We start from the raw sequence: 15,308 nt of genomic DNA, 5'->3' as shown, positions 1-15,308 counted from the left end.
GCATCAATCAGGATTATCAGTTATCCAATGACTCATAAATCGAATTCAAATTCACGCTGTTCAAAAACTCTTCATTAATTTTGGTCAGATCATCGGACCTGAGTATCAGAGCGTTACTGATGTTGAGTGCCTGTTTTAAATAGGCATCCTTGGCAGATGACGGAAATTCGTAAGATTCAATTAATTGCATCATGGCATACAGCTCTTCCGGTGAGGATGGATCATGAGTGCCATACCATTTTATTCTAAGTATCTGGTCACTGACAATTGCTTCGGCCCAACAATGGGTCAAGGAACCGCCTTTCGAGTGCGTCAAACCATACAGGTAATGACTGAAGGCCTGCCCAATCGCTTGCCTGCATTTGATTTTTAGATCACGTACAAGCCCTTTTTCCCGGTGTTGCAGCCCAATGGAATCCAGAAGGGGTTTGTAATGACTTTTGATAGCAAGTTTTTGTTTCTCATATTGTTCTTTTCGAGTCTGGCATTGCTGATCAGGAAGCATTGATTGTTCATGGCTTGAATGATCACTGTACCAATTATCCAGGTCAGCCAGAGCTTTGTCGTATTCATTATCAATCTCCCTGTACTGTTTGACTTTTTCAAACGACCGCTTCAATTCCGGGCTGCTCTCAACTTTTAGTTGAAGCAGAGCTTCGGTTTTTTCACTCATTGCTTCGCTGTACCAGCGAGGTTGCCCCAGGATAACCACCGGTCGGTGGAGCGTCCTGCCAGAGTTTAATCGCACAAACGCGGGATGGTGTACCAGCAACCGCTCTATATTCGGAATGCCTTCAGGTTCGTCCGTCCAGGCGTCTTGTAAAGCTTTACGGACAATCAGCTCTTCCAGGTATGGCGAAAAGCCACCATGACAATGGGTCATCAGGCAGGCATCTTCTCTCGTTTGGAAGTCTTCATAGCTCAGCCGCCATTCCTGACTGTTTTTTTCTCTGGAAAACAACTGCTTGTATAAATTTTTCAGGCAATGGGTGGCTTTAACTTTTAATTCATCAACGCCTTCAAGGCGTAACAATAGCTCATGCTGTTCACGGACCCCGTTAATCTTGTGGTCGTATTCCGGCAGTGGATCCAGCCAACCTGATTCCAGGGCTGCGAGGGCAAGTTGAATAACCGAAGGCCTGGTTAAGTCACTGCCGTTCAGTATATCCACCATGGAACTCATCCACTGCTGAGGTCTCTCTCCGGCCTGAACAATCACTTTTGAATGGAGTAACTTGAGTTGTTCAGTGACCTGGTCCTCATCACTGTCGGACAATATTTTTGCTACTGCCTCCACCATGGGTTTATAGGTACTCGCCCCGTGTTTTATATGCACAGCACCAACCAATGCCAGCTCGTAATTGTTCAATGCTTTTATATCCAGTAAAATTGAGACGCCCATGGAAAATCCGGTCAAATCTTTTCTCTTCCAAAGTTCCCTCACCATTTTGGAGGTGACTTTAAATGGATTTGATGAGGCACTACCTCTTTCAAGGGCTGTGTTCTGTCTCTCAGGATTCTTGTCAATGGCTTGTGCCAGAGCTTCTTGTTGCGCTGAATCAGCCCCTTTCAGAAGATCCTTAAACCTCTTTGACTCACTGCCGGAACTACTGAGCTGCCTGGTGGGCTGGAATTCAGATTTGATTTCTCTTACCTGTGCGGGCCCTCCGCCCAAATCCACCGATTCCCAGGTTTGACCTCTATCCAGTGAATACTCGGGAAACTCGTGGGTAAGGCTATGAATTTGCCGACTGGGAATCCCGAAATAACGACAAAAAGCAACAAAAACAGGCGCGCGATGACGGCAGCTACCCTGCTGCTGAGTGACGAGGAATCTAAAGAAATTTTCTTCCGGCTTCGGTTCAGTCTTACCCGAAAACTGTCGGCAATACTCCGTGATCGCCTCAATTCGTTGCCGGGTGTGTCTGGCGTTTTTTATTTTCTGCAAACTCATCTGTAGTTTGGCCGGGTGCTCTTTTACGGGCGAAAACAGTTCGTCCAGCACGGTTTTAATACCTTCTGAACAGTGGGTGTCAAAACGTATTGATTGTTTTGGCCGGGCTTCTTCAGCCGAAACACTGTCGTCCGGTTTTTTGGGCTCTACGACATAAGTAAATTGAATAGTCTGTTCGGTGTTGGCTTCTGGAATAATCAGTATGTGAAGCCCGGTATACCGATGCCTGATCAGTTTAAATGGCAAATCGGGTTCTGTACGCAGGGCTACGATATAGTCGTCAGGCGTCAGGCTGGGTAACACAAATTGACCTTTCTTCGATGTCCACTTAAAGGACGCCAGGGTTTGGTTGCTGGTTAATATCACTTCTTGGTCAGGCCCTGGTAACCGGTCCGGCATGAGGGTTACGAAACCTTGAATGCGTGGATCATTAAGATCGGTCCGTATGATATCGCCCCTGGCAGTCACACAAATATCCTTTGCCTCCCAACGATACATACGGGAAGTGGGTCTCTGCGTTTTAAAAACGGGTAAATCGTATAGTAGTGGCAATCTCAGGCACTCATAGTTTGTTCTCCGGTCCAGTACCTTATCTTTTTTCGAGGGAGCGTTTAGACAGTGTTTTTCAGGCGCATTACCAGAGTCAGTCGCTAACTTTTCATCCATGTAATCGTCAAGCCAATGGTTCGGCAGGTTACTTATCTGATGCCAAAAGGCAGGCCACCATTGAACTGCGTCGGCTTTCCATGCACCAATCAACTTATCAGCCTCCCGGAGAAAAGGCTGGGAGGTCGACATTTTCAGCGTTTGTTTCTCTTCTTTGGTCAGGGGAAATAAGCAATTGGCGTCCTCGCCCGTCAGGCCGAACTCACGATGAAACCAGCGATGCTGCCAGTATCGGTACAGTGCCCGGGTGAGGATATCGTTATACTGATCCGGCGCCAGTGAAAAACCGGATGCCTGCCACCTCGCCTGAGCCACCCTCTTGATGATTTCAGTCCTGGCTTGCTTTTTATCCAGACCAGCCTCAACAAGAATTTCGTGGCCTTTTTCATCAATACTGTTGCGATCACTCTGTCGTATCAACCACGGACGATCAATGTTCGGTACCTTTTGATAGAGCCAATGGCTCAGATCAGAAGCAAGCGCTCCTTTGCCCATGGCATGAGTCGATGACTCCGGCAGTTCCTCCAGCGACAGGTTGGCGGCCATCAGGTAAAGCCGGTAGTGCTGATTGAAGCATTGATGAAGTGCTTTTTCGCTAAAATCGCCTCTTCTTTTGACAGCCATGGCGACATTCTGTAAATCGCGACTGGTGGGCTGTAATGGCAGGTCTTTGCGTTGCAGGCAGGCCCTTAAACGACAATGTTTTTCAGTCAGCCGTTTAGCCGTGATTTTTCCCTGCTCATTCTCTGGCAAGACTTTCCCGGCAATGGCCTGCAATTCGGTCGGGCTGTACTGCCGGATCGGCAAATGTCGAAAACGCCCTTTCAGTGCCGGTGATAAGGGTTTTCGCCCGCTGTACTCAGGCGGGTTAATGGTGGCAAACAGGTGGAAGCCCGGATGGGCGTCACCGGCCAGAATATCGTTTAACTCGCCTTCCAGATGCTGGCTGTCGATCAGATTCATTTCCGAAATCACCACGATGCCACCATCGACTTTTGCTTTCTGGATCTTTTCACACACTTGGTCCCAGGAACAATCACAGGCATTCAGGAGAAAGACTTCCGGCATGGACTCTCCCCGTTGTAGAGCCTGCTGTCTGACACTTTCAATCAACAGGTTCAACGTGGCATCTTTACCCCGTCCGGCCGGGCCTTCAATCAGTGTTGCCTGACGACCGCCGTGTTTTCTGTCGTGATGATAAGCCTGCTGACAGCGGCTTAAATCCTGTCCCAGCCCTTGCGCCAGATCAATGACTGCCGATCCGGAGGTATCAAACTCAGGTCGGATTTCTTTGGTCAATGTTCTGAAGTCCTGCAGAATATCTGGCAGGGTGTGGTTATGAACTCTGTCTCGCAGGGTGTTGTCCAGTTCGTAACGGGCAGCAAACCAGATTTCCAGTGCCGAAAGGGCATCCTGTTGAGTCTCGCTGATTTCGGGACCCAGTACATCCCGGAAGCTTTGCTGGATCAAACTGTTCACTTGCTTACAGCTGGCACTGTCGCCTTTGGATAACGCACGATCCAGATACCAACCCACCCAGCTGCAGATATCCGTTAAATCCCTGGGAGTAAACTCATGCTCGGGCAAAAGCTCCTGATAATATTGCCACAGTGCCATCACACTCTTGCTGGCACTGTGTGCAATGTCGTTTATTTGATGCCGTTGTAACTGATTGAGTAGAGCTGGTTCCACCACTCTGTCCCGAAGGAACGCCTCATCCAAAAGTGGGTAATAAGCTCTGGGCAGTTTCTCTTTCAGGGTCGGGTCCATTTGGCGCCCGACGTAATGATCCGGGTTGCCGGTGAGAATTACCCGGTGTTTTTCGCTGACCTTGACAGGATGACCATTCACATAGATGCAGGGTTGCGGTTCCCATAAGCCGTTCAATGATGCAAGTAATCCGGTTTGGGCCAGGTTGGCTTCATCCAGAACCAGGGTAATGTATTCTCCGTCTTTGTCGGATTTGGTATTGGCCCATTCCATCAGCGCCCGGTTTTGCAGCACCATAGAGCGGTCGCCATCGGCGTGCTTTTGCCACTGCCAGCGTTTCATCAGGGTTTGTTCGCTGTCAGAAGGTCCAAGGGAAAGCACCGTTGCCTGTCCTGAAGCCTTTGCCATTTTGGCGGAAAAGTAGCTTTTCCCGGTTCCGGTTTCCCCCTCAAGGAATATAACGGGAGAGTCCGTAAGCCGGTCATGGAGTCGGGATAAGCGACGACTTTCACGATCCTTCTGACTTATCTCACCATGATAAAGATCCCGGGCCAGTGCAGACAGGGGCTCATCAGCGGAACCCTGCCATTTCAGTGATTCTGACAGTCGATTTTCTATGCGTTCAATGCCGTCTGCCTCAGAACTCGCTGTTCTGGCCCTATGAAAACAATCGCTGGCCAGACCGTGGATGGCATCGGATCGGGTCTGCCCTGAGTGCAAAGGTAACTGCCAGCCAGAAGCCAGTGCATCTTGCAAACGTTTAATCTGTCTTGTTGGCTCGATGGCTAAGCATTGCCAGGGCTTTGTTGCCGCCGGATCGACTGCCAGCTGATAGGCTATAACATCTCGTTGTTTTTCAGGTGCGTGGGCCAGGATCATGGCACAGAGCCTGTCCATAACTTCTTTCTTACCCCACTCTGGAAATGGATTTTCATAGGACAGTTTTAATTCGGTACCTATAAATACTGTCGGCTCAAAGGCTCGGGCCAGTTGCCACAGGTTTCGCTTGACAAAGTTTCTATCCAGTCGAGGGGTGCTACTGATGATGGCAGCTAACTGATCCCGGTCTACGGAGGCGGCTTGATCTTCATCCGGCAGTAACTGCAAACAGGCCACTTTCATAAAATCATGGACGGACGGATGTTGTCGGGTGCCATGGGTGATGACGCTATTGATGGCCTTGCGCCAGTGGCATGGCAGGAGCTGAGGGGAGTGGTCAAACTGCTGTGCCCTCCGGGCAGCCAGTATCAGATTATTCAACAACCCTTCGGTCACTTCAGGCAGAGCATTACAAAGGCCACCGGGTACGGTTTTAAAGGCTTCGTAAAGTGAGTGAAGTGCTTGTTCTGGCAGCTCTGCCCGGGAGATTTTATGCCTGAGGGTATTGATATCCCAGAGATCAATCTCGGGACACCGGCTACCCGTGGCAACCATCGAATTAAATACTGAAGAGGCGCTTTTCACAGACTCAGGCCAGAGTATTGTGACATGGGCTTGTGGGTAGGCCTGTAATTGACCATTCACCAACAGAGGTTGCCCAATAACCAGGGGTTCCAGAAGCTGCTGAAGCCTTGGATTACTTTCCAGCCCTCTGAATACCACCGGCTTGCCAGCGGTTAATGCCGCCTGCAAATCACTCTGAGATCGTCTGAAATGCGCCTTTTGTTCCGAGGCGATATGGATGTTATCAAATAGCTGGCTGAAGCCAGTCTGTTCGTTAACCTGAATGACCAGAGGGGTTTGTGGTTGATGATTAATCCAATGACTGGCCTGGGCATGTTGCTGATAAGTGAAGGTATTAAAGGTGGCGTGACCAGTGACTTTACTGTGTGGGCTGGACAGAAAGCGCCCATCGTCTTCTGCCAATCTCAGGGCTTTCGGCTGCTGTCTTGTATGAGCCACCTGGAGTCGGGGCTCCAGGCCGGTGGTCTCGCGAAGGGTTTGCAATGAACCCAGCAAACGAAACCAGAGGGCTTCAGTGAGTGGAGACGTTACGGTGACGACACCCCCCGCCCTGATCTGTTCCAACAGGCAGGTGTTAGGGATTGCATAGCCTTCAGGCGTAATGGCAATGGGGCTCAGCCATTCTGTGATATTCCCCTGGTTAATGATGATTGGGTGTTCTGCGGCGTGCTCTTTAGACTGGCTTTGGAACAGCGAATGAAGCTCGTCCTTCCCCGCCGGCATCTGATAAAACTGAACATCGTCGGGTAACGGACAAACTTCCCCATTGCTCTCAAAGCACTGTTGCGCCAGCATCTGTCGAATGGTCTGTTCAAAGGTCAGGTCCTGCCAGTCGGCGCCTTTCAGTACCACCCGTTGTCCCGACGTCAATCGTTCAAGCCTGCCAGGGATGTGCTGGATTCGCCCCTGTTGATCGACACCGGGACCACCCAGCAGTAACTGTCGCCAGTTGTTGTGCAAGTGGCAGTCAATAACCAGGATAGTGTCGTCGTCCATAGCATTTTCGTCACTGGGAAATTCAGGCAATAGCGGGGGAGCCCCGTCAATGTCCATCAATGGTTCATTGCCAGTCTCAGCCTCGAACTGCCATGTATTGCCCGGTCGGTTAATTCGCCGCCAGAAATCAGCGCCCGGAGCGTCGGCTGCCGGTGCGCTGGCCGCAGGCGCGCCGCCATGCTGGCCAACCGATGTCAATTGTTCAGGGGCTGCCAGAACCAGCAGAGAAACATGCTCTCCCAGAGGGCGTTTCTTCTGGCTGACCTTGTCGTATAGACAGGGGTTATCCGGGTCCAGCAGATCGTTAAATTTTGGCAGATCCTCATTGGTGAGTTTTCGGATATCTATCACCAGGGTCAATGGCTGTGAACCTTGAAAGAGCTTGCCTGAGCGCAAAGTGTGACGACCATTGTCGGCAATGCTCAGACGGCTCACCAGGTTAGCCTGTGAGAGGTCATCGGGGTGGGAAATAAGCGTGACATCGCGATTTTTATCGCGGGTCTGGTCAGCCAAAAGCTGTCGAACTTCATCATCACTGGCGACAAAACGGAAATCGAAGGCATGAGGTTTTTTTTGGAGCAGGGAGTCCGTTGAGGATACGGTTCTCGCCCTGTCAGGTGTCATAATCTGAGATGACGATAGATTCAGTTGGTAATTGAGACCAGAGCAGACAGCTTTGACGTTTGATATTAAATCTGAATCCTGCCCTGACCTCTTGGCTGGCAAGCCACTAGCCGGAACAGGTTTGTTAATTTCTCCACCAATCTGACCATCCATAGTCAATCTCCCTACAACCATCTGAAGGACTGAATTGAATCCCTTTAATGATAAGACCTTCAGAGGCCGGGAAAGTTCAATTTGGGTACTGGTCCGTTGCTATAGTGGGAAGTCAACGGTCTTGAAACCAAACGTTTATCACGTATCCAATGACTCACACAGCGAGTTCAAATTCACACTGTTCAAAAACTCTTCGGCGATGGTTGTCAGCTCATCGGATTTGAGCACCAGTGCGTTGCTGGCGTTGTGTGCCTGCTGCAGCAGGCGGGCATCCTTCACTGGCTGCTGAAAACAGAAAGAGCTCTCAATTTTACATATCATTGCATGCAGCTCTTCTGGTGAAGATGGATCATGAGCGCCGTAGTAGTCTGAATTCATGGAGTCTGCGATGGAAGCGTCAGCCCAACAATAGGTTAAACGACTGCCTTTTAAGTGCGTCACTTCATAAAGGTAATGACTGAACGCCTGCTGAATCGCCTGCCTGCATTGGTTTTTTAAAGTACCCAAAAAGCTTTCGTCATCCCATGACAGCTCAAGGCACTTTAAAATGGGTTCGTGACTGCCTGTGGTAGCAAAACGTCTTTTCTTATATTGTTTAATGTCTTCCAACAGCGCCTTCAATTCCGGGCTGTTCTCAATTTTTCGTTGCAACAGGGCTTCAACTTTTTCATTAAACACCTCGCTGTCCCAGGAAGGTTGCCCCATGGTAATCACCGGACGATAGCCAGCCTTGCCCGAGTTTAACTTCACAAATGCCGGCTGATGCACCAGCATTCGTTCTATATTCGGAACACCCTCAGGTTCGTGCACCCAGTCGATCTGTACAGATGGATTGAGCATATTTTTTTCAAGGGATGACGAAACCCCATCATGACAATGAGTGACGAACATGGCATCACTTTTTCTTCCCTGAAGGTCTCTATAAGCCACCCGCCATACCTGGCTATTTTTTTCCCTGGACAAGAGTGTCTGATACCACTTTTTCAGCTGATGGGTGGCTTCAGCCCTGAGTTTGTGGACACCTGCGAGACGCACCAATAGCTTATAATGATGATCGGCCTTCATAATAGGGCTCTTATAGGTCGGCAGTGGCTCCAGCCAACCCGATTTCAGGGCTTCGTGGACAAAGTGAATAACCGAAGGGTTGGCCAAGTCACTGTTCTCGATTATTTCCACTATAGAACTCAACCAATCAAGAGGGCTTGCTCCGCCCTGAACAATCATTTTTGAGTGCAATAACCTGAGTTGTTCAATGGCCTGATCGGAATGACCGTTGGACAATATTGCCCTTACTGCTTCCGACATCGGTTTACAGGCATTCCCCTCATGGTCATAGATAACTCCGATCAATCGCTTCTCACAATGTCTCAGGGCTCTCGTCCCCGAGGCCTTTAACGTTGACACGCCCATGGAAAAACCGGGCAAATCTTTTTCCTGCCAAAGTTTCTGTACTGCTTCAAAAAGACTTATATTGGCTTCTGGCAATGCACTGTCTGTCTCAACGGCTTTGTTCAACTCCTCAAGGCTTATACCACAGGCTTTAGCAAGAGCTTGTTGTTGTGCTAAATCAGCCCCTTTTAAAAGATCCTTCAGGAGTCCCCTGATCTCAATGTTGTAAACGTTTTCTTCCAAGGTAGGCTGACTGTCATTCCCCTGGAAGTCAGGGGCAATTACTGTGAACGGAAGATATGACCCACCCAAATCCACTGACTTCCAGGTCTGATCTCCATCCGGGCAATATTCAACAAAGCTGTGTAAAAGGCTTCTGATTTGCCGGGATGGAATCCCAAAATAACGACAAAAAGCCACAAAAACAGAACTACGATGACGACAGCTACCTTGCCGCTGTGTTACGAGGAATTCAAAGAAATTTTTACCGGGCTCTGGTTTGCTCTGGCCGGAAAACTGTCGGCAATAATCCGTGATCGCCTCAATTCGTTGGCTGGTGTTTTCAGAGTGTTTTATTTTCCACAAAGGAAAGCGTATTTCGGCTGGTTGTTTGCCAATGTTATTAAACACTTCGTTCAGTACTGCTTTCATACCTTCTGAACAATGGGTGTCAAACCATGTTAATTCTTTTGCACGGGGCTCCGTTTTCCTGGGTTCTACGACATAATCCACTTTAATATTCTGTTTGGCTTCGGCCTCAGGAATAGAGAGTGTGTGAAGCCCGGTATATTTGTCCCTGACCAGGGCAAAGGGTAACTCGGGTTCCAGACGCAGTGCCACAATATAGTCGTCTGGCGTCATGCTGGGCAATGCATGATGACTGTTGCCCGGTTTTAAGTCGAGGGCCCCCATCGTCTGACCCTTGGCTACTGTCACTGGCTGGTTCTGCTTTAACAGGGTCGGCCTGAGTATTTCGACCCCCAGCGTGCGGTTATCACTAAGATCGATTCGTTTGACATCACCCTCGACGGTCACATGAATATCTTTGGCCCAATAACGATACATGTGGCAAGGAACATTCCTGGTATTAAAAACTATATAATCGTAATGGTGTTGTACCTCCTGATGGTCTTCGTCAGTGTTCCGGTCTAATGCCTCTGTCTCTTTCTCGATGGCTTCCGGATTGTATTGTCCGGCTTTGTTGTCAGCGTCAACAGCCAAGGTTTCGTTAGTATGGTCCAGCACATCCTTCAACCGGTGCCAGAACGCAGGCCAACATTGAACTGCATTGGCGTTCCATGCCGCTATTTGCCGATCAGCTTCCTTGAGACAAGGCTCGTAAGCCGATAATTTCAGCATTTGTTCCTGTGCTTGCCAAAGATGAAATACTTGGTTGGCGTCCACGCCCGTCTTGTGAAACTCACGAGCAAACCAGCAATGCTGCCAGCGTCGGTATATTGACTGGGTGAGCATATTGTCTGACTTGTCTGGCTTCAGGGAAAGACCGGATGCCTGCCACCGGGCCTGGGCCACCCTCCTGATGATTTCTGTTTTGGCTGCCTCTTCGCTTAATTGAGTGTTAATACAAATTTCATGGTTTTTTTCATCCGTACTGTTGCGATGACTGAGTCGTATCAACCACGGGCGTCCTATCTTAGGTACTGTTTCGTTGAGCCAGTGGCACAAATCAGGAGCCAGCGCCCCTTCAGCCATGGCAAGCGTTGATAACCCGGGCAGTTCCTCCAGCGACAGGTTGGCGGCCATCAGATAAAGCCGGTAGTGCTGATTGAGGCATTGATGAAGGCTATCTTCGGAAAAATCGTGCCCTCTGGTAACAGCTTTTGCGACATTCTGTAAATCAAGGCTGGTGGGCTGTAACGGCAGGCTTTTCCGTTTCAGGTCAGCCCTCAATCGACAATGCAGCTGAGCCAGCTTTTCAGCCGCAAATTTCCCTTCCGTGGTCCGTGGCAACACTTTTTCGGCAATGGTCTGCAATTCGGTTGGGTTATACTGGCGGATCGGCAAATGTCTGAAACGTCCTTTCAGCGCCGGTGATAAGGGTTTTCGCCCGCTGTATTCAGGTGGGTTGATGGTGGCGAAAAGGTGAAAACCCGGATGAGCGTCACCGGCCAGAATATCGTTTAACTCACCTTCCAGATGCTGGCTGTCGATCAGATTCATTTCCGAAATGACCAGGATACCGCCATCGACTTTTGCCTTCTGGATCGCTTCACACACTTTGTCCCAGGAACAATCACAGGCATTCAGGAGAAAAACTTCCGGCATGGACTCTCCCTGTTGCTTAGCCTGCTTTCTGACGCTTTCAATCACCAGGTTCAGCGTGGCATCTTTACCCCGTCCAGCCGGGCCTTCAATCAGCGTTGCCTGACGACCGCCGTGTTTTCTGTTGTGATGATAAGCCTGCTGACTGCGGCTTAAATCCTGCCCAAGCTGCTGCACCAGTTCACAGACTGCCGATCCGGAGGTATCAAACTCAGGCCGGATTTCTTTGCTGAATGTACTGAAGGCCTGCTGAATAGCTGGCAGGGTGTAGTTGTGAACTCTGTCGCGCAGAGTGTTGTCCGGGTGGTAACGGGCAACAAACCAGATTTCCAGTGCCAGCTGTGCATCCTGATGAGTCTCGGTGATTTCGGGACCCAGTACATCCCGAAAACTTTGCTGGATCAAACTGTTTATTTGCTGAGGGGTAACATTGTCACCTTCGGGCAGCGCACGATCCAGATACCAGCCCACCCAGCTGCAGATATCCGTTAAATCCCTGGGGGTAAACTCATGGTCTGGCAAGAGTTCCGGATAATATTGCCAGAGTGTCATCACACTCTCGGTAGCACTTTTTACAATGTCGTTTATTGGTTGCCCTGACAGATGCCGTTGTAACTGATTGACGAGAGCCGGTTCCACCACTCTGTCCCGAAGGAATGCCCGGTCTAACCGAGGGTAGTATGCCCCGGGCAATTTCTCTTTCAAGGCCGGATCCATTTGGCGTCCGGAGTAATGATCGGGATTGCCGGTGAGAATCACCCGGTGTTTTTCGCTGACCTTGACAGGATGACCATTCACATAGATGCAGGGTTCCGGTTCCCACAAGCCGTTCAGTGACGCCAGCAGTCCGGCCTGGGCCAGGTTAGCCTCATCCAGCACCAGAGTGATGTAGTTACCTCCAACATAACCACTGTCTTTATCGGGTTCGGTCTTGGCCCATTCCATCAATGTCCGGTTTTGCTGCGCCATAGAGCGGTCGCCATCGGCGTGTTGTTGCCACTGCCAGCGTTTCATCAGGGTCTGTTCGCTGTCAGAAGGTCCGATGGAAATGACTGAAGCTTGTCCTGAAGCCCTGGCTATTTTGGCAGAAAAGTAACTTTTTCCGGTGCCGGTTTCTCCCTGCAGAAAGATAACGGGAGAGTCGCTAAGCCGGTCATGGAGTCGGGATAAGCGACGGCTTTCACGATCCTTTTGATTCATCTCACCGTGATAAAGATCCCGGGCCAGTGCTGACAGGGGCTCATCAGCGGAACCCGCCCATTTCAGTGATTCAGACAGTCGATGTTCTATGCGTTCGATGCGTTCTGCCTCAGAATTCGCTGTTCTGGCAATATGAAAACAATCGCTGGCGAGGCCGTGGATGGCATCGGCTCGGGTCTGCCCTGATGACAAAGCTAACTGCCAGCCAGAAGCCAGTGCATCCTGCAAACGTTTAATCTGTCTTGCTGGTCTGATGGCTAAGGATTGCCAGGGCTCTGCTGCCGCCAGATCGACTTTCAACTGGTACGCTATAGCATCTCGTTGTTCTTCAGCTGCATGGGCCACGATCATGGCACTGAGCCTGTTGAGAAAGTCTTCTTTACCCCAGGCTGGAAATGGGCTCCCATAGGACAGTTGTAATTCTCCATTAAATACTGCCGGGTCAAAGGCTCGGGCCAGTGCCCAAAAGTTGTGTTCTACAACCGTTCTATCCAACTGCGAGACACTATTGAGGATGCCATTCAAGTGATCCAGGTCTACCGAGGCGGCTTGATCCGGCTTCCTGTGAGCATCAGGTGTTTTATCCGGTAACAAGTGCCAACAAGCCACTTTCATAAAATCCCGCACGGGCCGATGCTGACGGGTGCCATGAGTGATAACGCTATCAATGGCCTTGCGCCAGTGGCAGGGCAGGATTTGTGGGGACTGGTCCACCTTTTGTGCCCGCCGGGCGGCCAGTATCAGGTTATTCAACAAACCTTCGGTCACTTCAGGCAGAGGGTTACAAAGGTCTTCAGGTACGGTTTTAAATGCCTCGTAAAGTTCATTGAGTGCTCGTTTTGGTAGTTCATTCCGAGGGATTTCATGTCTGCGGGCATTGATGTCCCAGAGGTTGATTACAGGGCACGGCTTACCCGCAGCAACCAATGAAGTGAATACTGAAGATGGGGTTTTCGCAGACCCAGGCCAGAGCATTGTGACATGAGCGTGCGGGAAGGCCTGTAACCGGCCATTGACCAACAGCGGTTGCCCGACAACCAGGGGTTCCAGGAGCTGCTGAAGACCTGGATTAGTTTCCAGCCCCCGAAATACCACCGGTTTGCCAGCGATCAATGCCTCCTGCAACTGACTCAGACGTCGTCCGAAATGCGCCTTTTGTTCCGAGGTAATATGGATATTATCAAATAGCTGGCTGAAGCCAGTCTGTTCGTTAACCTGAATGACCAGAGGGGTTTGTGGCTGATGATTAATCCAATGACTGGCCTGGGCATGTTGCTGATAAGTGAAGGTATTAAAGGTGGCGTAACCTGTGACTTTTTTATGTGGGTTGGACAGAAAGCGCCCATCGTTTTCTGCCAATCCCAGGGCTTTCGGCTGCCGTCTTGAATGGGCCACCTGGAGTCGGGGCTCCAGACCGGTGGTCTCGCGAAGGGTTTGCAATGAACCCAGCAAATGAAACCAGAGAGCTTCAGTAAGTGGAGACGTTACGGTGACGACACCCCCCGCCCTGATCTGTTCCAACAGGCAGGTGTTAGGGATTGCATAGCCTTCAGGCGTAATGGCAATGGGGCTCAGCCATTCTGTGATATTCCCCTGGTTAATGATGATCGGGTTTTCTGCGGCGTGCTCTTTAGGCTGGCTTTGGAACAGCGAATGAAGCTCGTCCTTCCCCACCGGCATCTGATAAAACTGAACATCGTCGGGTAACGGACAGACTTCCCCATTGCTCTCAAAGCACTGTTGCGCCAGCATCTGTCGTATGGTCTGTTCAAAGGTCAGATTCTGCCAGTCGGCGCCTTTCAGTATCACCCGTTGTCCGGATGTCAACTGTTCAAGCCTGCCAGGAATGTGCTGGATTCGCCCCTGTTGATCGACACCGGGACCACCCAGCAGTAACTGCCGCCAGTTGTTGTGCAAGTGGCAGTCAATAACAACAGTAGTGTCGTCGTCCATAGCATTTTCGGCACTGGGGAATTCAGGCAATAGCGGGGGAGCCCCGTCAATGTCCATCGATGGGTCGTTGCCAGTCTCAGCCTGGAACTGCCAGCTATTGCCCGGTCGGTTAATTCGCCGCCAGAAATCAGCTCCCGGTGCGCCGACCGCGGGCGCGTCGTCACACTGGCCTACCGCTGCCAGCTGTGCAGGGGCTGCCAGAACCAGCAGAGAAACATGCTCTCCCAGAGGGCGTTTCTTCTGGCTGACCTTGTCGTATAGACAGGGGTTATCCGGGTCCAGCAGATCGTTAAATTTTGGCAGATCCTCACTGGTGAGTTTTCGGATATCTATCACCAGGGTCAATGGCAGTGAACCTTCAAAGAGCTTGCCTGGGCGCAAAGCGTGGCGACCATTGTCGGCAATGGTCAACCGGCTCACCAGGTTAGCCTGTGCAAGGTCATCGGGTTGGGAAATAAGCGTGACATCGCGATTTTTATCGCGGGTCTGGTCAGCCAAAAGCTGTCGAACCTCATCATCACTGGCGACAAAACGGAAATCGAAGGCGTGAGGGTTATTTTGGAGCGGGGAATCCGTTAAGGATACGGCTCTCGCCCTGTCAGGTGTCATAATCTGAGATGACGATAGATTCAGTTGGTAAGCGAAACCAGAGCAGACAGCTTCAACTTTTGGCGGTAAATCTAAATCCAGCCTTGGCCTCTTGGCTGGCATGCCAGTATAAGACGGGTTACTATCACGCGCGCCACGATCAGGCATGCTACCAGCCGGAACGGGTTTGTTAATTTCTCCAACCATCTGACCATCCACTGTTAATCTCCCTATTAGCATCTGAAGGACTGAATTGAAACTCTTTTGTAATGAGACTTTCAGAGCCCGGGAAAGTTCAATTTGGATATTGGTCCGTTGCCATTGTGGG

2 protein-coding genes are annotated in these 15,308 nt (G+C 50.4%); both read right to left on the bottom strand.

Annotation, left to right across the window (positions count from 1 at the left end; translation table 11 throughout):
- Positions 1-16: 16 nt before the first annotated feature.
- Positions 17-7,567, bottom strand: coding sequence for an AAA family ATPase (locus ACOJUO_RS03350; protein WP_422138900.1), 7,551 nt, complete (start codon positions 7,565-7,567; stop codon positions 17-19).
- Positions 7,568-7,705: 138 nt separating this feature from the next.
- Positions 7,706-15,199 carry an AAA family ATPase gene (locus ACOJUO_RS03345; RefSeq protein WP_422138899.1) on the bottom strand — a complete coding sequence of 2,498 codons (7,494 nt, stop codon included), beginning with the start codon at positions 15,197-15,199 and terminating at the stop codon, positions 7,706-7,708.
- Between the last annotated feature and the right edge of the window lie 109 nt (positions 15,200-15,308).

This window comes from Endozoicomonas sp. ALC020, from assembly GCF_049275935.1.
Taxonomy (GTDB): Bacteria; Pseudomonadota; Gammaproteobacteria; order Pseudomonadales; family Endozoicomonadaceae; genus Endozoicomonas_A.
This window is presented reverse-complemented; position numbering and strand designations above follow the sequence as displayed.